We start from the raw sequence: 23,141 nt of genomic DNA, 5'->3' as shown, positions 1-23,141 counted from the left end.
AGCCAATACTAGTGAATAATTTTACATATCCGTTATAATTCATTAATAGGAGTAATTTATTTAACTCTTAAACCTGCGAAATCTCACCAGGCAGCATGAGAATATTACGGGAATATATGTTCAAACAAAGCTGCAGTTTCAAGCTGTACTGGATCAAATCTTTCCTGAATACAGAGGCGTATTTGGTGACTTATACTCGGTTGTGTCTTTGCTTGTTTTAAAAGAATTCTCAGCATCAGAAGACATTTTAGCTGTTAGCGAAGAAATGTTGGCCGATAAAATCAAGGAATTCTGTAACAGTCGGTCTAAGAGATGGGCAGAAGAAAAAGCTCAAGATCTTAAGAAAGTTGCAGAACGAAACCCATTCAAGAAGACACTCTATCAGAGTCATTTACTGAGTCTTGGTATGTATATCAATATGCTTCTTCAATACAAAGAGCATCTATCCAGATTGGAGTCAGAGATAGACGCTCTCGCAAAAGAAGTTGAAGAATATAAGATTATCCAATCTATCCCTGGTATCGGAGAAAAAGTCGCGGCAACGATTATTTCTGAATTTGGTGAGATAGACCGGTTTAATCACCCGAAAAAACTTGTAGTATTCGCTGGGATTGATCCAGAAGTGTTTGAATCAGGTAAGTTCAAAAGCTACTCTTGTTCGAATTACAAAACGTGGTTCAAGTAGATTAAGGCACGCCTTATATATGGCTGTTCGCTCTGGTATTCGTGACTGTCGTAAACAAAAAACAACAGATGAGATCATCCCTAGAAACAAGAGATTAAGAGCGTTTTACGATAAGAAGCGTGAGGAAGGCAAACTCTATAAAGTAGCCGTTATTGCTTGCGTAAATAAGCTCTTACATTGGATTTATGCTATATTAAAAAACAGAACCACTTTCCAAGATATAGCCATATGTCAGTGGAAGGTTATTTGGCATGCGTATTTTTAGTATAACATGAGTTATTTTAAGTTTTTATTGAAAAATGTTGACAAACTATTAGCTGGTTTAATTGAAGAAGCAACCTTTTACTCTTTCTTCTCATAACCCTTGCCAATAACTGTTTCTTTATCTTTATTAATATAAACAACCAGTCTACCGTTCGAGGCGTCTTCAGTATTGTTAAAAGTCACTGTATATATTGTTTTACCAGTGAATTTATCACCTAACTGTTTACCAAGTTGTTCACTTACAGTCACTTTATCAACAACAGAATCCTTAGGTGAAACAGGAATTTTATCTTCCTCTTCCCTCGTTAAACTATTAAATGCAATCATCTCTATCGGCAATTGTTCATTTTTGAATAAATTACACCCGGTTAAAATCCCAAGAAGACATATCATAGCTAGAGATAGACAAATTTTCATTCTATGTAAATGCTCCTTTCAAAACTAACTATTGAGTTATTCCATTAACCTGCCCCAATAATTGAAGATGGGAAATATCCCGAGATCAATCAACTGATCTTCAGTTATCGCCCCCTATAACGGAACAAGGAGAGCACTATAATTTTATTTCCATCTGCCTAATTTTTGTTTTTAAATTCATTGATTCATAAAATTTTATGGCGTTTTCGTTAAACTCATACACGCCTAATTCTAATGAGTCTGCTTCTATGTTCTTTGCGAACTCCAATATTTTTCCAAAGAATATTTTCCCCAATCCTTTTCCTCTGTACTTAATATCGACTCCAAAATCGTTCATATAGACAACTTTCTTTGGAATAATAATCGGTATATCCTTGGTGTTTTTTATAGTAACGATTGTATAAGCAATAGGTTGGTCTTCCTCTAATAAGAATACCTTTGTGTTTTCTCCATCAATCAAGTTGTTGAAATACTCCTTGTCTAACGTAGTATCAGCCATCTTATAATGGTCTGGTCTTTCCTTTGTATGAATTTCGTGAACCTGTTTTTGTAATTGATGAACCACTTCATAATCTTTTTTTGTCGCTTCTCTAAAGTGCATAACCAATTTTCTTCCCTCTTCCCCCTTGATGTTTGTTGTTTCAATCTAGTGATTGTTCACAAAATCGACTCTTAAAGTAAACTGCCCAATAATTGAAGACGAACAGTCAAACGGAGATCAATTAGCAGATCTCCGTTTGACTGCCCTGATTGCGGAATAGCCCCCTATATTGCACAAGCACTAAAGAGTTATAAAAATATGAAAATCAGCGAACAGAAAATACATACATTGACTCTCCTAAAGGAGCACCTTTATCGCTGTTCCAAAAGAGATGAATCCGATATATGTGTTCACCTTTTTTAGGTGGAGTTAGGTTTACCCAATTAGTATCAAATTGGAAATGTTCACCCGTAGTTTCATTTATAAGATTTATTGTGGACGGTTTAGGTTCCATTTCTTTAAATGAAATGGAAATTGGATTATCGTTCTCTATTTCAAATGGTTCTTTTGGTTGGATTGAATAAGGATCTTTATTATCAACACCACAATTATTCCAACAAACTGTCTCTGCAACGTGGGGAATTTCGATATTTGATTGTTTATTAACATTAAACGAAGTTACACTAGGAATAGGAGCTTCTTTTCCTGGAAGTTCATTTGAACAAGCACCTAACAAGAGTAAAAGGATACACCAGATACCAACCCAATACTTTTTTATAATTATTGTTCTCCTCTCAAATGAATCATGGTACCCAATCTACAAAATATAGTCTGAACTTTTTTGTTCAACTAAGGTGCGTTAGTTAAACAAGCGCCACCATTAGTTGAAGAAGGACAATCACTATTTATGTGGAAATCGTCCTTTTTTATTTCCAGCTGAACAGTATATTTGTACTGTTCAGCTGGAAAGTTGTTCTTCTTAAAGATAAGCGCCCTACAGACCAAAAAGTGATAGTGGGTTAATCCTTTACATCTTCCTTGCATATTTCACTAACTAGCTGCCATAACGCGTTGTTTTCTTTATTTTTCGGTCCAAGCCTATTACAATTTTCATATTGAGGCATTGAATTCCTTTATTTTTTACATTAAACCCTAATAAATTTTTCAGAGGTAACTAATTATTATGTCGTTTGTTAACTTCAATTGTAATGAACTCCGGCAAATAGCTGGGAGTACATCCTTTTGCTACTATTTCATCTTTGTAAAGACCCGTTTTCTCACCAAGTTTAATACAACGTGCACGATTCTTCTCATCATAAACGCCTATCCAGCCTGCGGTGAAATTCATAGCCCATTGAACTTCCGGTTCTTCCTGCGTAATATTAGCTTCTAATGCAGATAGCAAGTATGCGGTGTTATCAGGCGGTGTTTGGCCAGTCCATCTCAATCGCCCTTGATAATACCAGAAAGCTCGCCTTTGAAGAGCAGAAGGACTATTTTCCCATGACTCCATCAATGTAATTTTCTTCTTGTCTTTGGTGAGCTGATTAGCCATTAACCAATCCATTAAGTTATTTCGCTCATCAAAAGTGTGAGTCTGCATATCCTTATCAAGCTTATTTAGCACATCTTGTGAAAGAAGTTTTTTGTCCATAATTAAGATTGCTAATAGTCTGGGCAAAAACTCTTCGGTTGTCCAAAGTTCCATTGCTAGTTCGTGATCTTTTTTAATGTCCTTCGCGATTTTTCGTAAGTCGCCTAGCTTAGTTTTACTATTGATCTGAGGTAGAATGTTTTCTGCTTTTGATGAGCGTTTTATATCTGTACCTTTATTTTCATTCATTTTATACAACTCCTTTATTAAAGAACTCTTTCATAATATGTCTTTGACGGGATATATCAAGAACTTAATTTCGTTATAAGTCTTATTGCAGTGGTGTGCCTCCAAAGTTAATATTGTAGTATATATCGTATTAAAGCTTTCTCCACCTATAATAGAAGAGCAACCATCTTTAATATAATAATAACATTTACTTCCTTTTAATTGGATACGAAAAGAGCATTCCTTTTTAAAGAAACGCACCCGTTAGTTATACATAAGACTTACACAATAATTGCATATTATATAAATGATGTGACAATAAGTCATTATTTCTTACCTTTTCGTTCTAAAAGTATAGGTGCTACATTTAGTAAGATAGAAACAATTGTCAAAAACCATAATGCCCTTTCCATACCAGGTACTACATCCATTAAAGCTACCCAATCTTCCACTTCTACCCACACCGATACAAGACTGTATTCTGCACAAAGTGTTAATGCTGTAAATGATAATCCCATAGCCATAGCAAGCTTATAATCCTTTCCTGCTTTATACATATAAAGATTTATAAAAGTTACTACTATTGCAATAACCCCTAATATTACCCACATAACTATACCTCCATATATTTTTATTTAACCACCATATTCTAAAACAAAGTATAAGTTCACCTAATTAATCTCTTATTACTTTAACCTCCCCCGTTAATCCAATAATTTCAACAAAAAAAGCGTTAATCCTTCTTAGATCAACGCACACTTAAATCAAAAGAAATATCCTCTCTAATTTATCTTAATTAGCGTACTTACAAAATTTATAAGAGATCATAATTCATCAACCAAAATATAAAATAAATTAAGCCAGGAGAGACAATTATTATAGCTAGCCCTAACTTTCTTAGCGTTCGAAAATATTGAACGATATAGCCAGAAACCCATAGAAAAAGCAGCAATTCAAGCAATAATATTTCTAAGTCATAAGGAGATTACCAAATCCTAAAGAAACGATAAGCATTAGAAATAAAATATTGATTATTACGGGAAATAATACCCTAAATACGAACAAAAAAATATCTAGATCCTGAACCAATTTACGAATCAATTCCCATGCCCCCTCTTGTATTGGAAATAAATAAGGTGATGTTTCTCCATTTCATTTTATATATCCCTTATTAACAGACGAGCACCAACTGACAAGAGTTTCATTGTTCTGTTACCTGCCCGTTTATGGAATATAAATAGAGCTGAAGACCAGCTGCCTGATCTTCAGCTCTTGCCCCGTTTATGGAAGATGTAAGTGAGTATTACCTGAGTGGACTCACAATTTCAACCATTTCATTCGGATGTTCCATCTTCGTTATTTTTCACCATCGACAAGCGTTTGCCCCATGGAAAGTAGTTGTAAGAGAGAGTAATCTCTCCTGCAACTTCTCGTTCAGCACCTGTCCACTAAGCCCCAAATAGTTCAGGTGAGTCGTTTTTTCTCCGGCTGTCCCTGGATTTTCTATTCGGCTTGTCGTACGATCCATTGGATCAAAGGCAAATTCTACAGTCGTGTATTCGGATGTCGTCCCCTCTATTAAATTCTTATGAGAAGCGACCCAATCGGATCCATCATAAAAGCTGCGTCAAAGTTCCGTCAATCGCGATGGCATTGACCGTATGCTGTAGACCATATGGGGCATAATGGTGCTAAACAGAAGTCCCGTTCAAATTCACGGAAACAAAACGGTTTTTCTGATAGTTGAACGTGCAGGTTTTGCCATCTTTCGTGGCCTGGACCACATTCCCGTTTAGATCGAGCTGATACATTCCTACTGTTGCTATATCAATAGCGTTAGTTTAAGGTTTATGTTTTTTTTGACACTAGTACTTTACAGTCGCAACAAACTTTCGCGAAAGAAGAAAAATATTTAATTCTAAACCAAATCTGGATTAGTTAAATCATTATTTCTAATGACTACATCCGCATTCAATTGAGGTGAATGTTGCGATAAATAGAGTTTCGAAGCTGCAAGATACCTTTTAATGAACAACTTCTCGGCTTCTTCATAACTTCCAAAAGCTCGTACTTCCCGTTTAGCACCTCTTTTTCTTGCTAATTCAAAGTCAGTATTAACAAATATTTTAAAATCATAAAAGTTACATAAATTCTGCTTGAATAAAAAAGTCCCATCTACAATTAAAATCATATCCTTAGAAGCCACTTTTATTTCTGGGTTTACATACTCATCTTTTGCTAAATCTAATGAGATGGTTTGATAATGAAGGTTTCCGTTCGGTCCTAGGGGAATTAAAAGCCTTTGCTTAAAGGACTCGTAATCATGGGCATCCTCGTAATAGCCAATAGCTGATTCCTTCCCCTTTCTGTACCGAATGTCTCTTGGATTATGAAAATTATCTATACTTGTTCTGATAACCTTCTTTTTTCTGCATAAAAGTTCCTCAGCAAGTTCATTAGCAAGTGTTGATTTTCCTGCTGCTGTTATTCCACTAACTCCCACACGAACGGGATGTTTTTTTCTTAAACTCAATATTCTATTCGCTAAATCAGAAATAAGTTTGCTCCTTAACATATAAGCCCCTCCCCAAGTTAGCCTTTTGTATTTCGTATATCTATAAATATGAAAGCCTCCATGTTAATTGTATAACTTAAAGCTTTAAATTACTTCTAATAATTCTTACAATTAATTCACAAACAGGCCCTCTTGTGGATTAAGTATTGCAACCTCTTCTTCGAGATCTTTTCTTGAATAGCAGAAGGATGGTCACCTTTACTTAATACTGCAGACGCACACCTTAGTTGAAATATTGTTTGTAGGAACCCTTACCTCCCAAGAAATTTGGGAAGTTGCACACAAATATTGAACTGTGCAATAACAAAATTATTCCCTAGCTAACCTAACCTTTACATAAAATTTACCAATAATACGAGGAGATTAATAATCTATGTCGAATAATTTAAATTAAATCCAATTTAGAGGTGAATTTTATGATAAATGTAGTCTGGGGCTTTTTATTATGGATTTCAGCGACATTGCTTTTCCGTTTTTTCGGACAAATGTTTCTAATACCTGGGAATGTGCTTTTATTGCTTATTACCTTTATTCTGTCAATACCTTTGATTACTCTAGCTACGTATCCTTATTATTATTTGAGGAAGATACCTGAATCGAAACGTCTAATGTCATCAGTCCAAATTGCTCTCCCAGGAATGATTTTGGATATATTTAGTGTTATTTATTTTAATAAAGTGTTTTTAAACTTACATATTGATTCATTACCTTTTTTCGCTGCTTGGTTACTGTGGGCGTATAGCTTAATATTAATTTCAGGTTTTTCAATAAAGATTAAATCTAACTAATGCTATATATCCTATGAATCTTTACTTCGCATTTTGAGTCAAAAATGACAAATATCTATGGAAAATGAGTTTACCTTGTTTCAGATAAGCCCCCGTTTGTTTAGTAAAGAAAGAGCGGAAGTTAACAAAACTTCCGCTTGATTCATATAACGTTAATTATCTGAAGACTTATATTAAGCCTTTCTAGCCAAGAATTACGTTGTATGTTGAACAAGTTTTCTTGCCATCGCAATAGAATGCTCAGTTGTAAGCACTCCAGTCGATTCATATATAATAACGGCTGGGGTATTTTTTGCGTTAATTGTATTAGTTTCGCATCCTCTAAACGAAAAACATAATTCACCAATGTAACGGGTTCACGCCTACCAGTCCATTTTAGTTTTGTCCATCTTGACGAATAGCCCTACTTATTAATCACAATCGATAATTTATAACTCACATAATTGCTCATGTCTGTCAAAAATTCATCTAATATTTGATTGGATGGAAATTTGCATTCGAGAAGATAACAGCTTTCTCCACTGACTTTGTAATTGTTTATGACATATTGGTCCTTCTTTTTTATGAAAGATAAATAAGGCTGATGATTTGTGCTTTTCGTAAAAATATGTATGATTGCGTGAACAGAGTACCCCATTTTAACTTGATTAACCGTAATGGTATACCCTTCAATAACTCCACTTTCTTCTAATTTCGCTACTCTGGCTGAAGTAGCCGGTCCAGTCAAATGTACCTTCTCGCCCAACTCTTTCATTGTAATCCTACTGTTCCTCGATAGTTCATTAAGTATATGCAAATCTGTTTTATCTAACATTTTATTTAACTCCTTTCATTAATAAAGTAAAATCGCCAAAAGAGTTTATTTATTCTATGTATCCATCAATAGGTTATAGTTTAGAATATACATTGTTCAAAAAAAATTTTAAAGAAAAAGGAGTTTTCCACTTGAATATAAATCTAATTCGAAATGCCACTATTGTCATTGAATATGCAGGAAAAAAGTTTCTAATCGATCCAATGTTAGCCGATAAGGGAGCATACCCACCATTTCCAAACTCACCAAGACAAGATCAAAATAACCCTTTAGTTAGCCTACCTACATCTATTGAAGATATTATTAACGTAGATGCTGTTATTGTCACTCATCTACACTATGATCATTGGGATGAAGCGGCAAAAGAAGCGTTACCAAAAGATATTAAAATATTTTCCCAAAATGAAGAAGATGCCACACAAATTCAAAGTGCTGGTTTCCAAAACGTAGAGGTTTTACTAGAGGATACGGTCTTTGAAGGTATCCAACTAATTAAAACATTAGGAGAGCATGGAAGAGGCGAGATGGTGAAACTTGCTGGTTTAGTATGTGGCATTGTTTTCAAACACCAAAAGGAGAAAACATTATATGTTGCCGGAGATACGGTGTGGTATGAAGCTGTTAAGGAAGTCATTCACACTCACAAGCCAGAAATTATTGTAGTAAATGCTGGTGATAACCAATTCTTCGAAGGCGGGTCTCTTGTCATGGGTAAAGATGATGTGTATGAAGTATATAAAGTAGCACCTAATTCTAAAACTATTGCTGTCCACATGGAAGCTGTAAATCACTGGGGATTATCTAGAGAAGAATTAAAAGGATTTATTAATGAAAAAGAAATTACGTCTAATGTGTTAGTTCCAGAGGACGGTGAGTCTTACTCATTTTAATTGACCTTCTTTATGAAAACCTATCTTTTCTAAAACTCGCATCGAACCTATATTGTTTAACATTACACCTGCTTCAACACGATGCAGGTGTAATTCATTAAACACAAATTCTACTGCTAAAGAGACTGCTTCCGTAGTATAACCTCTACCATTGTATTGTTTGTCCAATGAATAACCAATTAAACATCTCTGGAGTGTACCTCGAGATATTTGATATAAGGATACATCCCCAAATTGTTTAACTAAACTGCACTTTAACTTAATACCAATTATTTCAAAATACCAGCTTTAACTCAATAATTAATTTCAAAAAAAGGCAACTTATCTTATTACAGATAAGCCCCCTTTTCTGGAAAACTCGAAATCAAGGTATTAAGTTTTAAAAAAGTTGTCATCGATATTTTTAAGACTATGTATAACTTCTACATCATCGTGTACCTCTCTATTCTTACGATTTATCCATATTCCTTTCATTCCAGCTAATTGACTTCCAATTGCGTCCGTCTCAAGGCGATCCCCAATGGCCCTTACATTGAACAATCCTTTTGTCACTTAACAGTTTCTAAATCCATCTTTTCACAATAAAATCATCCTTTAAATATTACCTAATGATTTTGGACAATGCTATACTTAAATCTTGAATAAATTAATGGTACTTTCACAAAATCAAAAATTAAAACTAGAAGATTAGGATGAATAATATGTGGAATATTTTCAAAAAGGATATTAAGAACATTTTTACCAATTGGGTTGCTGCTATATTAATTGGAGGCTTGACGTTATTACCTTCTTTATATGCCTGGTTTAACATTGAAGCGTCTTGGGACCCCTATAGTCAAACGGATCAGCTTCCAGTAGGGATTGTGAATGAAGATGCAGGGGCTACAGTTCGTGATAAGGAAATTCATATCGGGGATGAGATCGTCAAAGAACTGAAGAAGATTGATGATATGGATTGGCAGTTTGTTGAGCGTAAAGAAGCGATGGATAAGGTGGAATATGGCGAATATTTTGCCGTCATCGTAATTCCAGAAAATTTCTCTAAGAAGTTAGGAACCGTTATTAAAGATCACCCTGAAAAGGCGGAAGTTGAGTACTATGTGAACGAAAAAATCAATGCTATTGCGCCTAAAATCACAGAATCTGGTGCAGGCGGGATTGTCGATAAAATTACTAGTAACTTTATCTCAACGGTGAACGGTACTATTTTTGATAAGTTTAATGAATTAGGCCTAGAGATTGAAAAGGATCTTCCTGATATCAAGCGATTTGAAGAATATGTTTTTCAAATGGAAGAAAAGCTACCTGAGATTCATACCTTATTAAATGAATCTTTGTCAGATGCTGAAAATGCTAGAAGAATTATTGATAAGGCACAAGTACTTGTTCCCGATGCAAAACGTGTAACTAACGATGGATTGCAAACGATAGATGAATCTAGCGAGTTTTTGAAGAAGGCTGAGAATCGACTAAATGCAATTGCCCCTCAAGTTCAAAAGGATCTAGAGCAAGTACAGAGTATGACGACAAAAATGAACGATTTTATCAGTACTGTGCAATCTTCTGATATTAAGTTGAACCAAGGAAAGCAAATTAGTGATCAGATCAATGAGCAGATAACTAGTTCAGTTAAGAATATAGCAGTAGTAGAGGCGTCACTAAAGCAACTTCAAGAGCAGAACAATAATAATGATCAAGGTACAAACCAGAATCAAGAACAAATCAATCAGGCTCTTAAACAATTAGCTTTTTTGAAGAAGGAACTACAGACAATCCAAGAAAGCGGCCAAAAGATCAATACATTTCTTTCTGACAAACAACAAGAAGTGGATGGTTTGATCGCTCAACTCCAGGAAAGATCAGCTACAACTGCAAATGAAATTGATGCATTTGTTAAAGAATATAATGAAAACATCGAGCCAACTGTCAGACAGGAAGTTGCCAATGCCAAGAAAACGTTGAATGATGCCAGGGGCATCTTAATTGAAATCCAATCTACAATGCCAGAAGTAGAAAAAATCCTCGCAAATACAGAGGGAAACTTGGGTGAAGGGGAAGAAACTCTTAAGCATATAGTAGGTGAATTTCCATATATCAACGATAAGGTAAAACAATTAGCCGATCGGATTCGAGAAATCCAAGGGGAAACAGACATTAATGAAATCATTGAGTTACTGCAAAATGATCCAGAAGCAGAGAAGGGATTCTTTGAGGAACCTGTTCAACTCTATAAAAACAGCCTTTTTCCAATCGCAAACTATGGAACAGGCATGACTCCCTTTTATACCGTGCTTGCGATATGGGTAGGTGCCCTTCTGTTAATTTCCCTGTTAGCTACAGGTGTCCATAATTCAGATGAATTTACCGAAAAACAAATCTATTTTGGCAAACTTTTCACTTTTATAAGCATCGGGTTTGTTCAAACACTTGTGGTGACATCAGGTGATATTCTCATTTTGGGTGTGGATATAGCAGAATCAGTGTGGTTTATCTTATTTGGATTGGTGTGCAGTTTAGTATTTATCCTAGTGGTCTATACATTCGTTTCGGTATTTGGGGATATTGGTAAAGCAATGGCTATTGTGTTACTTGTGCTGCAAATTGCTGGTGCAGGCGGAACGTATCCTGTAGCATTACTCCCTGAATTCTTTCAAACCATTCACCCGTTCTTACCATTCTCATATGCGATTGATTTGATGAGAGAAGCCGTTGGAGGCATTGTTTGGGAGAGAGTTTATAGAGATCTCATGTCTCTAATGCTATTTGGGTTCATTGCTTTGTTAATTGGAACCTTCCTTAAAGGTCCGTTAAGTAAGAAGACAAAAGCCTTGAGGAAGAAATCGAAAGAGTCCGGGTTATTTCATTAAGGCCTAGGTAAAGGTGCCTTGTAGAGAAATCTCTACAGGGCTTTTTTAAATTTTTCAAAACGCTAGAAAAGGGGGAAGAATCTTTATTTCTTCTTCCCTTATCCCCTTTCCTTTAACATCTTCAAATTATTGTATCTAATTCTTCTATCTTCCAAGGTATGAAGGTGGTTGTAGGAAAATCTAAGGTATTTATGCCTCTAATTTTGATATAAAACCTCTTATCTATCAATTTTAAGTAACTTATTTATGTGAGACAGAGGCCCTATTCCTTCTTCACTAAAGCTCAACCGCCCCAGTTTAGGGACGAACAACGATAAGAAGAAAGACCTGGCTAAACTAAACAGTATAAAACTCAGCCAGATCCCTGTGTTTCCCAAGACAGGCACCGACAACCAAATTACCGGAAGGAACACAAGTAATGCCAGAAGGATGGAATCCCTCACTGGTCCAGCTTGAGTGGCACCCGAGAATATCCCTTCTAACTGCAGTCCCCAAAATCCGGCGATAGGAAAGATGACCAGCCATAGTAACTGCTCATGGGCTACATTCTGAACATCTGCAATTGTGGTAAAGAGCGCAACCACCTCTTGTCCCCAAAATAAAATAATAAAAGAAAGAAAAGCGGCAGAGGCAAAACCCCACATGGCCGACAAGTAATAAGCACGGGTATATAGAAGGCGATTCTTGCTTCCTATCGATCTTCCTACAAGAATGCTGGAGGCATTTGCGAATCCTCCGAATAAGTAGGCCATCATATAATGAATTTGGAGAAGAATGGCGTTGGCAGCGAGAATAACTTCTCCCATGCTTGCTCCTTTTGAAGTAAAAATGATTGTCATCGCCAACAGGCAGACTGTCCGTAGGAATAGGTCCCGATTCACCTTGAACATTCTTTTAATCGGTTCAAGTTCTGATAGCATCCTTAATCGAACCTGTGAAAGGTGAGGTTGGATTGCCCGAAATATAATAATTGCGCCAAACAAAACCGCCGTCACTTCAGAGATAAGTGTGGCGAATGCCACTCCGATGACTCCCATCCCAAATCCGAGGACAAAGAGAAAGTCCAGGAAGATATTCAGCACATTCATGAGAACCTGGGTGGCCAGGGCCAGCCGGACTTTCCCCATACCAATGAGCCAGCCTATCATCACATAGCTTAATAGGATGAAAGGGGCACCCCAGATTCTAATAGAAAAATAAGAAGCAGCAATTTCAGATACAGCTGCACTTCCTCCCATGAGCTGTAACGCGATTTGAAGGATGGGTGCCTGCAGAAAGAGGAAGATTAAACCGAACAGAATGGCAATCATCATGGGTCTGAAGAAAGTCAGGAGAACCTCTGTTTGATTCTGGAGTCCTTCCGCCTGAGAGGTAAAACCGCTGGTACTGACTCTCAGGAAACCCAGCAGCCAATAAATGGTATTGAAGATGACCGCTCCAATTGCCACTCCCCCTATGGAAACCGGATCGGGCATACGGCCGACAACCGCAGTGTCTACTGCTCCCAATAAAGGTGTCGAGATGCCAGAAATAACAAGCGGGATGGCTAAATGCAAATATTCACTATGGCTGCAGGCATTTTTGATTTCTAACTTAGGGAGTACTGGTTTCATATAATTCTCCTTATATCCTCCTCTTTTTGCCAGGAAGTTTTCATACTTTGATAGGGATGAAGTGGGTGTGGGGCTCTTCTGGAAAACCGCATAATACCCTCTAAATTTGTAAAAGAGTTAACTTAATAATTTCCCTACACATACTTTCTCTATTTATTTACTAAATAAAACAAGCAATCAATATTAAAAAATAGACACGAGCTCTTTTGTGTAGGAATGACGTTCTAGACTAAATAAATGCTTTTCATTAAATTGATCAACAATTTCTCCTGATTTCATAACCATAATTCGTTGACTCATTTGGCTTACTGCCGCAAGATCATGGGAGATGAACAAATAAGAGAGATTTAATGTATTTCGAAGATCATTAAGCAAGGTAAGTACAGCCTTTTGTGAAATTACATCAAGACTAGCGGTTGGCTCATCTAAGACTATGAGTTCTGGTTCAATGGATATTGCACGGGCAATCGTTACGCGCTGTCGCTGTCCTCCACTTAATTCATGCGGATATCGATAAGCCAATTCTGAGGGCAACTCAACTGCATCAAGAAGCTGATGAATAAACTGCTCCTTAGAGCCATCGGAAAAATGGTTAAGACTCAGAGAATGGTGATATTGTTCATAAGGGTCGATCAACGAATCTTTTATTTTCAGCTTTGGGTTTAAAGCCGCGGAGGGATTTTGAAACACCATTTGTATTTTTTTTCGATAAGGATGCAAACGACGTTCATTCAGATTTTCAATAGCTTCACCATTAAAATGAATTGAGCCTCTGTCGATTTTTTCAACACGTAACAAGCACCTGGCTAGTGTACTTTTACCACAGCCACTTTCCCCAACAAGACCAAGACAGTCACCCTTATTCAAATGAAATGAGACGTTGTTCACTGCTGATTTTCCAGATTTAAATGTCTTTGTTACCTCTTTCACCTCAAGCAGACTCATACAGGCTCCACCTCCTGTAATCCTGATGGCAGCCCCTTGCCTAAAATTGGCGCTGCTGAGATTAGCTCCTTAGTATATGGATGTTCAGGATGGTCAAGTATACGATGCTTATTCCCTTTTTCAACGATTTTCCCATCCTTCATGATCGCCAGTCTGTCGGCATACCGCCTAACATGCCGCCAATCATGGGTGATAAATAAAATCGTGCAACCTGTTTCTCTTTGCTTTGCTTCCAATAACTCTAGAATTCTATGACCTGAAACACTATCAAGTGCTGTTGTAATTTCATCAGCTATGATTAAATCTGGTGATATTAGAAGTGCTATTGCAATAGACACCCTTTGCAGCTGTCCCCCACTTAATTGAAATGGATAACGTTTATAAAATGTACTGTCTAGACCAACTGAATTTAATGCATCGATTGAATTTTGAATTCTCTTTTTTTTATCATCAATGCCATGCGTTTTTTGATATTCTTCCAGATGCTGTCCAATTGTACGAAAAGGAGTAAATGAACCTTGATAATCCTGAAAAATATAAGCTATTTTCCGCCCGCGAATTTGTCTGATTTCCTTACGTGTGAAAGCATTTAAATCCTCACCTTTGAAGAGTATCTTTCCTGAAACCATTAAATTCAGGGGAAGCATTTGTCCAATTGACTGTGAAAGCAAGCTCTTCCCGCTTCCACTTTGTCCAACAAGGGCAAACCATTCTCCTTCATTAATTGATAGGGATACATGATCAACAATATTCTGTTCTTTGCTCGTTATTGAAAGTTGTTCTATCGATAATATCACTACCGCACCTCTTTCTTCACATCAAAAGTATCTCGTAAATAATCTCCACACATATTGGTTAGCAGCACAACCAAAACAATGGCTGAACCAGGGTAAATCATTAATTCAGGTCTAGATTGGAAATAAGCACGTGAATCATTTAACATCGCCCCCCATTCAGGAGTTGGAGGCTGTACACCAAGCCCAATATATGAGAAGGCAGATAGGAGTAAAATAATCTTTCCTAAATCAAGACTGGCGAGGACAAGTACATGGCCGACTATATGGGGAAACAAATGCTTTCTCATAATTTCCCTTGATGAAAGTCCATTAATTCTAGCTATTAGAATGTAGTCCTTCTGAGACTCTGATAATACTGTGCTTCTTACTAAACGTGCATAACTGACCCATTTGATAAATACAATCGCAAGGACCAGGTTACCAATCCCCGGGCCTAGAAGACCACTCAGTACAATTGCGACAATCGTATCTGGAAATGACAAAAAACCATCCGCAACACGCATAAAAATCTTATCGACTAGTCCACGTTTATAACCGGAAACAAGACCTAAAGGGATACCAATGATAAGAGCAGCAACCAGTGCCAGCAAACTATAACCAATTGTTTGTTGTCCACCCAGCAGTAATCTGGTCAACACATCCCGTCCTAGTTGATCTGTACCAAGAGGATGCTGGAGACTCATTCCTTGGAGGCGTACATCGAGATTCGTCAAGTAGGGATCATACCTTAAATACAAAAAGGTATAAATGGTAACGCCGAAAACAATCATAGTGGCCAAAAGTACCACTATGCCTTTCCAACTGTATTTTTTAAATTTCGGTAACATTAACGACGTTGCTTTCATCAGTTGGTCTCCCTTTCTTTTAGCTTCAATTCAGGATTTAAATAGCGATACGACAAATCCACACATGTATTTACGATAAAAACTATAATGGCCATAATTAATATAAAGCCTTGAATAATAGGATAATCTCGTTGACGAATGGCATCGATAACCAGTTTTCCGATTCCTGGATATGCAAATAATACCTCAATGACGACTACCCCGCCGATCAGGCTCCCTAAACTAACCCCAAATACTGTGATTACGGGCGGAAGACTATGCCGAAAAGCGTGCAGCATAAAAATGCGTCTTTCTGACAACCCGCGAGCTCTCGCTGAATGAACAAATTCCTGACTTAAGGAATCCAGCAAACTTGAACGAAGTAAACGGACATATACGCTTGAAATAGCCAAACCAAGCGTTACTGATGGTAAAACCATAGAAGCAAACCCGTCTCGTCCCATTGTTGGGAACCAGCTAAATCGTACGCCCAATAGGTCAATTAAGATTAACCCCAGCCAAAAGCTGGGTACAGCAGCTCCGAGAATAGATAATGTACGGCTTACTTGATCAACCCAGCTGTTACGATAAAGAGCAGATAGCGAGCCTAAAGGTATCGACACAAACAACATGACAAGCAGTGAACCAAAGGTTAATTCCATTGTGGCAGGAAGGCTACTAAGAAGCATATCGGTTACAGGTTGACCAGTTACATAGGATGTTCCTAGATCCAACTGTATAAATTTCATCAACCAGAGCCCATATTGAACAAGAAAGGGCTTATTAAAGCCCATGTCTTCCCTCAATTTTTCGACTTGCTCCTGGCTAACCGATAACTCATCAACATTTAAAATTGTTAATACAGGATCTCCAGGGGCCAGTCGTACAAACAAAAAACTAATAAATGTAAGAAACAACATAAAAAGCAGTACTTCAAAAAATTTCCCAGCAATAATTCGGAGCATTTACTTCACATCCAGCTTATTTGTAATCATGTAATATTCACTACGTGTTGTAACCCAATTTGTTACTTTATTTCCGTTATAGGCAACAATAGTAGAAGGGTGTAACACAAAAGAGTTAATCACATTTTCATGAACATAATCAGCTGCCTGCTCCGCAAGCACAGCTCTTTCTTCTTGGCTTACTGTCTGGTTTAGCTCATCAATAATTTCCGTTAATTCCGGCACATGGGCACCACTAAAGTTAAGAGCACCAGTTGGATGATACGTAGCATTTAAATAATAGCCTGCATCCCCGCGGGGAGCAGTTAAATTACTATATGTAGCCAAGTCCCAATCACGATTTGATGCCATATATTCTTCTGGAATATCGATTTGACGGATTTCCACATCAATTCCAATTTTTTTTGCATCGGATTGAAACACTTGCGCAATTAAAGGCAAATCTGCTCTTGCACTATAAGTTAAGAGAGTAAATGAAAGCTGCTTGCCATCTTTCTGCATTTTCCCATCCTTAAACGTGTAGCCTGCATTCTTCAAATACTTAACAGCTGTTTTTCTTCCTGTGTCACGTTGTTCATAAGTTGGAGCAAATGGCAGTGATGGCAAGAATGGGCCAACAGCAGGCTCTGCATACCCTAAAAGGATGGTGTCAACAATCTTTTGGCGGTCAATCAGCTCATCAACAGCACGGCGGACATTTACGTCCTGTAAGCTTTTGCGCTCCATATTCATCGTTATTTGATGTACCCGAAACGTCTCTGTTGCTTCCACCTTCATCCCCTCTTGTGTCCTTAACGAGTCTAAACTTTCAACTTCGGGACGGTAAACAATATCCACTTGTCCAGACTTCAGAGCAAGTGATCGGGCGTTTGCATCCTCATTAAACGAGAATGTTACAGAATCAAGGTTTGAATGTCCATCCCAATATTGATCATACCGCTCAAGTTCAAGCTTACTTCCAGGCTCAAATGATTTTAAAGTGAAAGGTCCTGTACCTATTGGATGATTAACAATATCATTTTCTGTTACATCAATAATTGATACATTTGGGTTTACGAGTTCAGATATAAATTCCGGGAAGGGCTGCTTAGTAGTGATATGCAATGTATATCCATCTGCTTCAATTGAATCAATTTTCAATGCATTTTTAATAGCAATACTTTCTTGAATGGCACGTTCAAGAGATGCCTTTACTGCATCAGCATTCATCTCTTTTCCATTGTGAAATGTAATTCCTTCACGCAGATGTATTGTCCAATTAATTCCGTCCTCCCCATTCCATTCCTTTGCAAGCCAAGGGGCAATTGTTAAGTTTTCTTCGTCTAATCTTACTAACGTTTCTGTTATCCCTGCCCTTAATGGTACATAACTTGAATCAATATGTGGATCAAGAGAACTTGTAGAGAAATTATAAAGAAAATTGATATGCTTATGTCCTTCGTTTATATCTCTCTTCTCACCCTCTGTACAGGCAGTTAACAAGCTAGCGGTAGTAAATAAGACAATCATTTTTAAAAAAATTCTACTGTAATGACGTTTTTCACTCCTAATTAAGTTCATCAGAATACCCCTTTTCCATAATCGTAATCATTTCGATTATGAATTATATAGGAATCATTACGATTTGACAAGATACTTTTATATATTTGTTCAAATACATATTTAAGCCATCAGAAAGACTATTTTGGTAAAAGTAATGGGTAGATGGGGTTGAAGGGTGAATTGAAGAAACAGGAGGCTAAGAGCATGGGCTCACCATGCTCTATTTTTGTTTAAGTAGATCATCAGACATTTTTCTGCATTCGCTATTCATTATCTTTGTTTTTCTCGATATTACGGGTATTTTCATACCAACATGCTTGATTACACCATAAAGAACAAACGTTCGCACTCCCTCAAAACCGGCTTTCATAATCGACTGAACTTATGAAAGATGAAAAACTTTACTATACATGGTCAACGCTTCTATCTGATCCAAATCCGGTTCATATCCAATGCCAGGTGCTTCAGGTATATATATATATCCATCCTTCATTTCCACCTCAGGTTGAATGATATCCCGCTTCCAATAATGAGAAGATGGTGCCGTATCGCCAGGCAAAGTGAAATTCCCTAATGACGTGATGGCGATGTTGTGAGCTCTTCCTATCCCTGCTTCAAGCATCCCCCCACACCACATAGGTACATTATGCTCCACACATAAATCATGGATTTTCTTTGATTCCGTGAGCCCACCGACTCGTCCAATTTTCAAATTAATGATTTTACAGCTTCCGAGTTCAATTGCTTTTCTCGCATCCTCAAAACTGTGAATACTCTCATCTAAACAGATAGGCGTTTTAAGTTGAGACTGCAGCTTTGCATGATCAATGATATCATCATGATCCATTGGCTGTTCAATCATCATTAAATCGAATTCATCCAGAGCTTTGAGGATCTGAATGTCATTTAGAGAATAAGCGCAGTTTGCATCGGCCATGAGTGGAACCTTCGGAAATTCCTGTCGAATCGACCTGATGATTTCGGTATCCCATCCTGGTTGAATTTTCACCTTAATCCGCTTATATCCTTCTTTCAAATAATCTTCAATTTGTTTTAACATAAGTGTCTCGGATTGCTGAATACCTACACTTACTCCTACTTCGATTCTATCTTTCGTCCCACCTAGTGCTTTTGCTAATGGGAGGTTGCTTTCCTTTGCATATAGGTCCCAAACAGCACCTTCGATGGCCGCTTTCGCATTATAATTGCCTCTGATTTTCTTAAATCTGCCGGACACCTCATCAGGATGTTGGACCGCTTCCCTCTGAAGAAGTGGAATCAAGTGGTCACTCATCATATGCCAATTGGTTTCCACCGTTTCTTCGTTATAAATCGGCTGGGTAATCGCAACCGACTCTCCCCATCCTGAGAACCCTGAAGCTGATTTCACTTCAACGAGAATAATCGTTTTATCCGTTTCCGTCCCTACACTCGTCGTAAAAGGATACAGTAAATCCATCTTGATCTGTCTAAGAATGATTCGTTTGATTTCCATAATGATGATCACCTTTCTCCATGAGGTATAGGTATTGCCCGTGGTGTTCTTTATCTTTGACGAGGTCTGTCACGATCCAGCCATGATTTATGTAATGAGAAAAGACGTCTCTTGTTTTTTTCCGCCAATCTATTGCAAGTGAAAGGTCTGTCCTTTTGATCGCCTGGAAATGGCCCGGAACTGAAACGGAAATGTGATTATGGGTGAGGGTTAAATCTACCTTATCTACAAGCCAACCATGTTCACATTCTTTTAAATCAATAGCAGAATGAAGGTTATACCCTGTCACACTATTACTCTTCGGTTGACTTATCCACCACTCTACAAAAAACCGGTCCGTCTCTATTCCTGCATTCAATTGATCGGCCATTTCTCCATATATATTGTGGATATATGTACGCACAACAGCTCCAAGTTTATGTAAGTTCAGGTTACCGTTCACTGTTTCCAACGGATCATACGTCCAGGTGATGACATCATATCCCATCTCGCCAGCCGTATTTTTTTGTGCACGTTTCAGCATTTCTCCAATCCCAAATCTCCTGAAATCGGGATGGATCCCTAAACTATGGGATACAAGATACACCTTTTTCCCATCAAAACCGGGAAAACTATATTGAAAGCCGATAAGCTTCTCCTGATAATACGCTCCAAGAATGAACCCGCCGTTCTTCACCACAGCTACACTCTGATTAACCGGTACAGAATCTTCAAAACTCCACACAAGTGACTCTAATCTTCTGACATCCTCTAAATCCTCTACAGAGTGTAGCATCCGGATCTTCAATGATGATTGTACCTTATGTTTCACGATCTCTACCTCCTCTTTACCAGTCTTGCCGATCTGCTATTAATAACATCTGTATTAATATCTTTGTTCCATAAACTAGAGATTCTTGATTAAACCGCATGGAAGGATGATGCAATCCTGGTGAGAGACCACATCCAAGCCCAATCATAGTGGAAGATACTCCAGGATGATTGATGGAATAAAAATGAAAGTCTTCTGCTCCAGGAGAGATACATTCTGATGTCACATTCTCCTCTCCAAGAACCGAACGAATTGCGTCACGAGCTAGCTCGATTGCCCGGGGATCCTTTACAGCCGCTGGTAGATATTCTTCCACTTGATAAGTGATGTCGGTTTTCGTCTCCTGTTGTATTCCTGAAATCACCTGTTCTGATTCTTCCAATAATGCTGCCATGGTGTCATTCGATTCAGCTCTTAAATCGAAGGTGAAATGCGCATTTTCCGGTATGGAGTTGGATGATTCGCCTCCGTGTAGCTCCGTGACCTTAATGGAATAATGATTGTTGACATTCATTCTGATTTGCTTGACCGCTTGAATCAATAAAGACGCTGCCTCCAGGGGATTGTTCCCATGTTCCGGTCTTGCTGCATGTGCAGGTATTCCTTTAATGGTTCCCTTTAGCGTTGCAGCAGAACTATGAACGATGACGGGAGCGGCCATTTCATAAGGAACCTCCATTTCAGGTCGAAGATGAATACCACCAAGAAACTTTACATCATCAAGAACATTCTCTTCTATCATTTTCAGTGCCCCCGCTGCCTTTTCTTCAGCAGGTTGAAAGATGAAGCGAACCGTATGCTTCAGGGGCTTCTTCGCTAGAGCAAGGGCTGTATACAATACCATCGTACTATGGCCATCATGACCACATGAGTGATTCGGTTTAACCACTCCATCCACTTCTTGTAGTAATGCATCCATATCGGCACGAAGAGCAATTACCTCTGATTGCTTACCCTTTAATTCTGCAATGAATCCGTAATGCCCTTCGTACGTTCTAATTGTAAAGCCTGCCTTTGAAAGTTTTGTTTTTAAATAGCTGGATGTCTTTTCCTCCATCCAGCTCGGTTCAGCCAGTCGATGCAGCTCCTGATAGGTTTTTTGAATTTCATCATGATGATCATCTACAAAGTTCATTATGTTTCTTCCTCCTATCAAAAAATCATATGTGCAATCACTACGACGATGGGTAGAGTAATGCATGTCCGGATTAAAAAGATCAAGATCAAATCTACGATACTGACAGGCAGCTTCGAACCAAGAAGCAATCCGCCCATTTCAGACATATAGATTAATTGTGTAACAGATACACATGCAATGACAAACCGGGTAAGTTCACTTTCAATTCCACTACCGATGACAGCAGGAAGGAACATATCGGCAAACCCGACGACCATGGTCTGGGCCGCTTCACTTGCTTCAGGAACTTGCATGAGGGTCAGGATAGGTTCGAAAGGTTTCCCAAGATAGGTGAAGAAAGGCGTATACTCTGCTATCACTAATGCGACTGTCCCTATCGCCATAACGATTGGTAAGACCCCAAGCCACATATCCATTACGTTCTGAATGCCTTCTTTCACGACAGACACAGGTCCATTATTTTTTTTAGCCTTCGTTACAGCTTGATGAAACCCCCATTTAACAACGGAGAAATCGGATGGAATCCCTGTTTCGTTCTTTAAATCCGTTCTTTCATAACCCGTATTCGGTTTTCTTGATAATGGCGGTATACGTGGCATGATTAATGCCGCTACAAGCCCGGCAAAAATAATCGTTGCGTAATAGTGAAGGAAATATTGCTCTAAATTCAAATAAGAAATGACTACGATCGTAAACGTAATCGAGACCACCGAAAAGGTAGTGGCAATCACAGCCGCTTCACGTTTGGTGTAATACCCTCCTTCATATTGCTTGGTCGTCAGAAGAACTCCTATTGTGCCGTCTCCCACCCACGATGCCAGACAGTCAAGTGAAGAACGGCCAGGTAATGTGAAAACAGGTCTCATCACTTTCAACAATAAGGCACCAAAGAACTCTAATAATCCAAAATTAAGAAGGAGCGGAAGCAGTAGACCTGCCAGTAGAAAAGTAGAAAATAGAATAGGAATCAGATCATAGATTAAGAGTCCACCTGTGCTTTCTGAGAAAACCATAACGGGTCCTAATTGATAAATCGTCATCACAGCAAACACCGTGCCAAGGACACGTGCTGAAAGCCAAAACGGACTAATGATTAAAAGAGTGCTCAAATAACGACTCTTTGTAATAAAAGCTGGTTTGATTATTGTTGCTATGAGTGACCCTATGACAGAGAGCGCAATAATCAGCACAGTCATTCCAGGGATCACTTCACCTAGATACACATTAATTTGTCCGGCTAAATAAGCGACAGGAATCGTGATGCCATCCCCTGTTGTAATCGGTACAATAAATAAAAGGATTCCAATTAATGATGGAATCAGGAATTTCCATATATCACTTGTGGTAAATGCTTTCTCTTCTATCTTTTCATTCGTTTGTGATAACCCGTTCATAAACTCTCCACCCC

General features: G+C 38.0%; 20 protein-coding genes and 2 pseudogenes. 4 read left to right on the top strand and 18 right to left on the bottom strand.

The features are described from left to right. Nucleotides 1–64: 64 nt before the first annotated feature. Nucleotides 65–950: pseudogene (locus AC6CIB_RS02440) on the top strand (IS110 family RNA-guided transposase); the annotation flags it as partial. A gap of 77 nt (nt 951–1,027) precedes the next feature. Here the strand turns inward: AC6CIB_RS02440 and AC6CIB_RS02435 are convergent. From AC6CIB_RS02435 to AC6CIB_RS02410, 6 genes are all read right to left on the bottom strand, one after another. Further along, nucleotides 1,028–1,366, bottom strand: coding sequence for a hypothetical protein (locus AC6CIB_RS02435; protein WP_498277787.1), 339 nt, complete (start codon nt 1,364–1,366; stop codon nt 1,028–1,030). A gap of 136 nt (nt 1,367–1,502) precedes the next feature. After that, complete coding sequence (locus AC6CIB_RS02430; protein ID WP_498278620.1) at nt 1,503–1,967, bottom strand: GNAT family N-acetyltransferase; 465 nt, start codon at nt 1,965–1,967, stop codon at nt 1,503–1,505. Between the two features lie 205 nt (nt 1,968–2,172). Further along, complete coding sequence (locus AC6CIB_RS02425) at nt 2,173–2,583, bottom strand: hypothetical protein (RefSeq protein WP_498277786.1); 411 nt, start codon at nt 2,581–2,583, stop codon at nt 2,173–2,175. A 438-nt stretch (nt 2,584–3,021) separates the two neighbouring features. Next, a complete protein-coding gene (locus AC6CIB_RS02420) occupies nt 3,022–3,690 on the bottom strand; it encodes a DNA alkylation repair protein (RefSeq protein ID WP_498277785.1) in 669 nt (222 codons plus the stop codon). 305 nt (nt 3,691–3,995) lie between these two features. Then, complete coding sequence (locus AC6CIB_RS02415) at nt 3,996–4,280, bottom strand: hypothetical protein (protein ID WP_498277784.1); 285 nt, start codon at nt 4,278–4,280, stop codon at nt 3,996–3,998. Nucleotides 4,281–5,587: 1,307 nt separating this feature from the next. Beyond that, on the bottom strand, nt 5,588–6,244 hold the full coding sequence (locus AC6CIB_RS02410; RefSeq protein WP_498277782.1) for a hypothetical protein: 657 nt from the start codon (nt 6,242–6,244) through the stop codon (nt 5,588–5,590). A 416-nt stretch (nt 6,245–6,660) separates the two neighbouring features. On the opposite strand from AC6CIB_RS02410, the gene AC6CIB_RS02405 reads away from it, so the two are divergent. Beyond that, nucleotides 6,661–7,032: a DUF5367 family protein gene (locus tag AC6CIB_RS02405; protein ID WP_498277781.1), complete on the top strand. Its 372-nt coding sequence runs from the start codon at nt 6,661–6,663 to the stop codon at nt 7,030–7,032. Nucleotides 7,033–7,435: 403 nt separating this feature from the next. Here the strand turns inward: AC6CIB_RS02405 and AC6CIB_RS02400 are convergent, their stop codons facing one another. Next, nucleotides 7,436–7,846, bottom strand: coding sequence for an Lrp/AsnC family transcriptional regulator (locus tag AC6CIB_RS02400; RefSeq protein ID WP_498277779.1), 411 nt, complete (start codon nt 7,844–7,846; stop codon nt 7,436–7,438). Nucleotides 7,847–7,977: 131 nt separating this feature from the next. Here AC6CIB_RS02400 and AC6CIB_RS02395 point away from each other — a divergent pair, with 131 nt between their 5' ends. After that, nucleotides 7,978–8,736: an MBL fold metallo-hydrolase gene (locus AC6CIB_RS02395; protein ID WP_498277778.1), complete on the top strand. Its 759-nt coding sequence runs from the start codon at nt 7,978–7,980 to the stop codon at nt 8,734–8,736. Here the strand turns inward: AC6CIB_RS02395 and AC6CIB_RS02390 are convergent. Next, a pseudogene (locus AC6CIB_RS02390) lies at nt 8,731–8,976 on the bottom strand (GNAT family N-acetyltransferase); the annotation flags it as partial. The gene AC6CIB_RS02395 and the pseudogene AC6CIB_RS02390 sit on opposite strands and share 6 nt — an antisense overlap. A gap of 461 nt (nt 8,977–9,437) precedes the next feature. On the opposite strand from AC6CIB_RS02390, the gene AC6CIB_RS02385 reads away from it, so the two are divergent. Then, a complete protein-coding gene (locus AC6CIB_RS02385) occupies nt 9,438–11,603 on the top strand; it encodes a YhgE/Pip family protein (protein ID WP_498277777.1) in 2,166 nt (721 codons plus the stop codon). Between the two features lie 218 nt (nt 11,604–11,821). On the opposite strand, the gene AC6CIB_RS02380 is transcribed toward AC6CIB_RS02385, so the two are convergent. The 10 genes from AC6CIB_RS02380 to AC6CIB_RS02335 form a co-directional block, all read right to left on the bottom strand. Continuing rightward, complete coding sequence (locus tag AC6CIB_RS02380) at nt 11,822–13,216, bottom strand: MATE family efflux transporter (RefSeq protein WP_498277776.1); 1,395 nt, start codon at nt 13,214–13,216, stop codon at nt 11,822–11,824. A gap of 183 nt (nt 13,217–13,399) precedes the next feature. After that, a complete protein-coding gene (locus AC6CIB_RS02375; protein WP_498277775.1) occupies nt 13,400–14,161 on the bottom strand; it encodes an ABC transporter ATP-binding protein in 762 nt (253 codons plus the stop codon). Then, a complete protein-coding gene (locus tag AC6CIB_RS02370; protein WP_498277773.1) occupies nt 14,158–14,958 on the bottom strand; it encodes an ABC transporter ATP-binding protein in 801 nt (266 codons plus the stop codon). The genes AC6CIB_RS02375 and AC6CIB_RS02370 overlap by 4 nt, the downstream gene beginning before the upstream one ends. Then, the gene (gene nikC / locus AC6CIB_RS02365; protein ID WP_498277771.1) at nt 14,958–15,803 is read right to left on the bottom strand and encodes a nickel transporter permease; all 846 of its coding nucleotides are present in this window, start codon (nt 15,801–15,803) and stop codon (nt 14,958–14,960) included. The genes AC6CIB_RS02370 and nikC overlap by 1 nt, the downstream gene beginning before the upstream one ends. Continuing rightward, on the bottom strand, nt 15,803–16,747 hold the full coding sequence (gene nikB, locus AC6CIB_RS02360; RefSeq protein WP_498277770.1) for a nickel ABC transporter permease: 945 nt from the start codon (nt 16,745–16,747) through the stop codon (nt 15,803–15,805). The genes nikC and nikB overlap by 1 nt, the downstream gene beginning before the upstream one ends. After that, nucleotides 16,748–18,307 (bottom strand): nickel ABC transporter substrate-binding protein, encoded by a 1,560-nt coding sequence (nikA, locus tag AC6CIB_RS02355; RefSeq protein WP_498277768.1) that lies wholly within the window; start codon nt 18,305–18,307, stop codon nt 16,748–16,750. A gap of 364 nt (nt 18,308–18,671) precedes the next feature. Beyond that, nucleotides 18,672–19,784, bottom strand: coding sequence for an o-succinylbenzoate synthase (gene menC / locus AC6CIB_RS02350; RefSeq protein ID WP_498277766.1), 1,113 nt, complete (start codon nt 19,782–19,784; stop codon nt 18,672–18,674). Next, complete coding sequence (locus AC6CIB_RS02345) at nt 19,759–20,595, bottom strand: GNAT family N-acetyltransferase (protein ID WP_498277765.1); 837 nt, start codon at nt 20,593–20,595, stop codon at nt 19,759–19,761. The genes menC and AC6CIB_RS02345 overlap by 26 nt, the downstream gene beginning before the upstream one ends. Before the next feature lie 16 nt (nt 20,596–20,611). Further along, the gene (locus tag AC6CIB_RS02340; protein WP_498277763.1) at nt 20,612–21,730 is read right to left on the bottom strand and encodes an amidohydrolase; all 1,119 of its coding nucleotides are present in this window, start codon (nt 21,728–21,730) and stop codon (nt 20,612–20,614) included. 17 nt (nt 21,731–21,747) lie between these two features. After that, nucleotides 21,748–23,127 carry a YjiH family protein gene (locus tag AC6CIB_RS02335; protein WP_498277761.1) on the bottom strand — a complete coding sequence of 460 codons (1,380 nt, stop codon included), beginning with the start codon at nt 23,125–23,127 and terminating at the stop codon, nt 21,748–21,750. Nucleotides 23,128–23,141 lie beyond the last annotated feature (14 nt).

It is taken from the genome of Rossellomorea sp. GQ25 (assembly GCF_059758515.1).
This window is presented reverse-complemented; position numbering and strand designations above follow the sequence as displayed.

Coding starts and splice junctions, on each gene's coding strand:
- AC6CIB_RS02410 (WP_498277782.1), bottom strand. CDS start 6,244: ATGTTAAGGAGCAAACTTATTTCTGATTTAGCGAATAGAATATTGAGT.
- AC6CIB_RS02335 (WP_498277761.1), bottom strand. CDS start 23,127: ATGAACGGGTTATCACAAACGAATGAAAAGATAGAAGAGAAAGCATTT.
- nikB (WP_498277770.1), bottom strand. CDS start 16,747: ATGCTCCGAATTATTGCTGGGAAATTTTTTGAAGTACTGCTTTTTATG.
- AC6CIB_RS02420 (WP_498277785.1), bottom strand. CDS start 3,690: ATGAATGAAAATAAAGGTACAGATATAAAACGCTCATCAAAAGCAGAA.
- AC6CIB_RS02375 (WP_498277775.1), bottom strand. CDS start 14,161: ATGAGTCTGCTTGAGGTGAAAGAGGTAACAAAGACATTTAAATCTGGA.
- AC6CIB_RS02400 (WP_498277779.1), bottom strand. CDS start 7,846: ATGTTAGATAAAACAGATTTGCATATACTTAATGAACTATCGAGGAAC.
- menC (WP_498277766.1), bottom strand. CDS start 19,784: ATGGAAATCAAACGAATCATTCTTAGACAGATCAAGATGGATTTACTG.
- AC6CIB_RS02415 (WP_498277784.1), bottom strand. CDS start 4,280: ATGTGGGTAATATTAGGGGTTATTGCAATAGTAGTAACTTTTATAAAT.
- AC6CIB_RS02430 (WP_498278620.1), bottom strand. CDS start 1,967: ATGCACTTTAGAGAAGCGACAAAAAAAGATTATGAAGTGGTTCATCAA.
- AC6CIB_RS02380 (WP_498277776.1), bottom strand. CDS start 13,216: ATGAAACCAGTACTCCCTAAGTTAGAAATCAAAAATGCCTGCAGCCAT.
- AC6CIB_RS02405 (WP_498277781.1), top strand. CDS start 6,661: ATGATAAATGTAGTCTGGGGCTTTTTATTATGGATTTCAGCGACATTG.
- nikC (WP_498277771.1), bottom strand. CDS start 15,803: ATGAAAGCAACGTCGTTAATGTTACCGAAATTTAAAAAATACAGTTGG.
- AC6CIB_RS02435 (WP_498277787.1), bottom strand. CDS start 1,366: ATGAAAATTTGTCTATCTCTAGCTATGATATGTCTTCTTGGGATTTTA.
- AC6CIB_RS02385 (WP_498277777.1), top strand. CDS start 9,438: ATGTGGAATATTTTCAAAAAGGATATTAAGAACATTTTTACCAATTGG.
- AC6CIB_RS02340 (WP_498277763.1), bottom strand. CDS start 21,730: ATGAACTTTGTAGATGATCATCATGATGAAATTCAAAAAACCTATCAG.
- nikA (WP_498277768.1), bottom strand. CDS start 18,307: ATGAACTTAATTAGGAGTGAAAAACGTCATTACAGTAGAATTTTTTTA.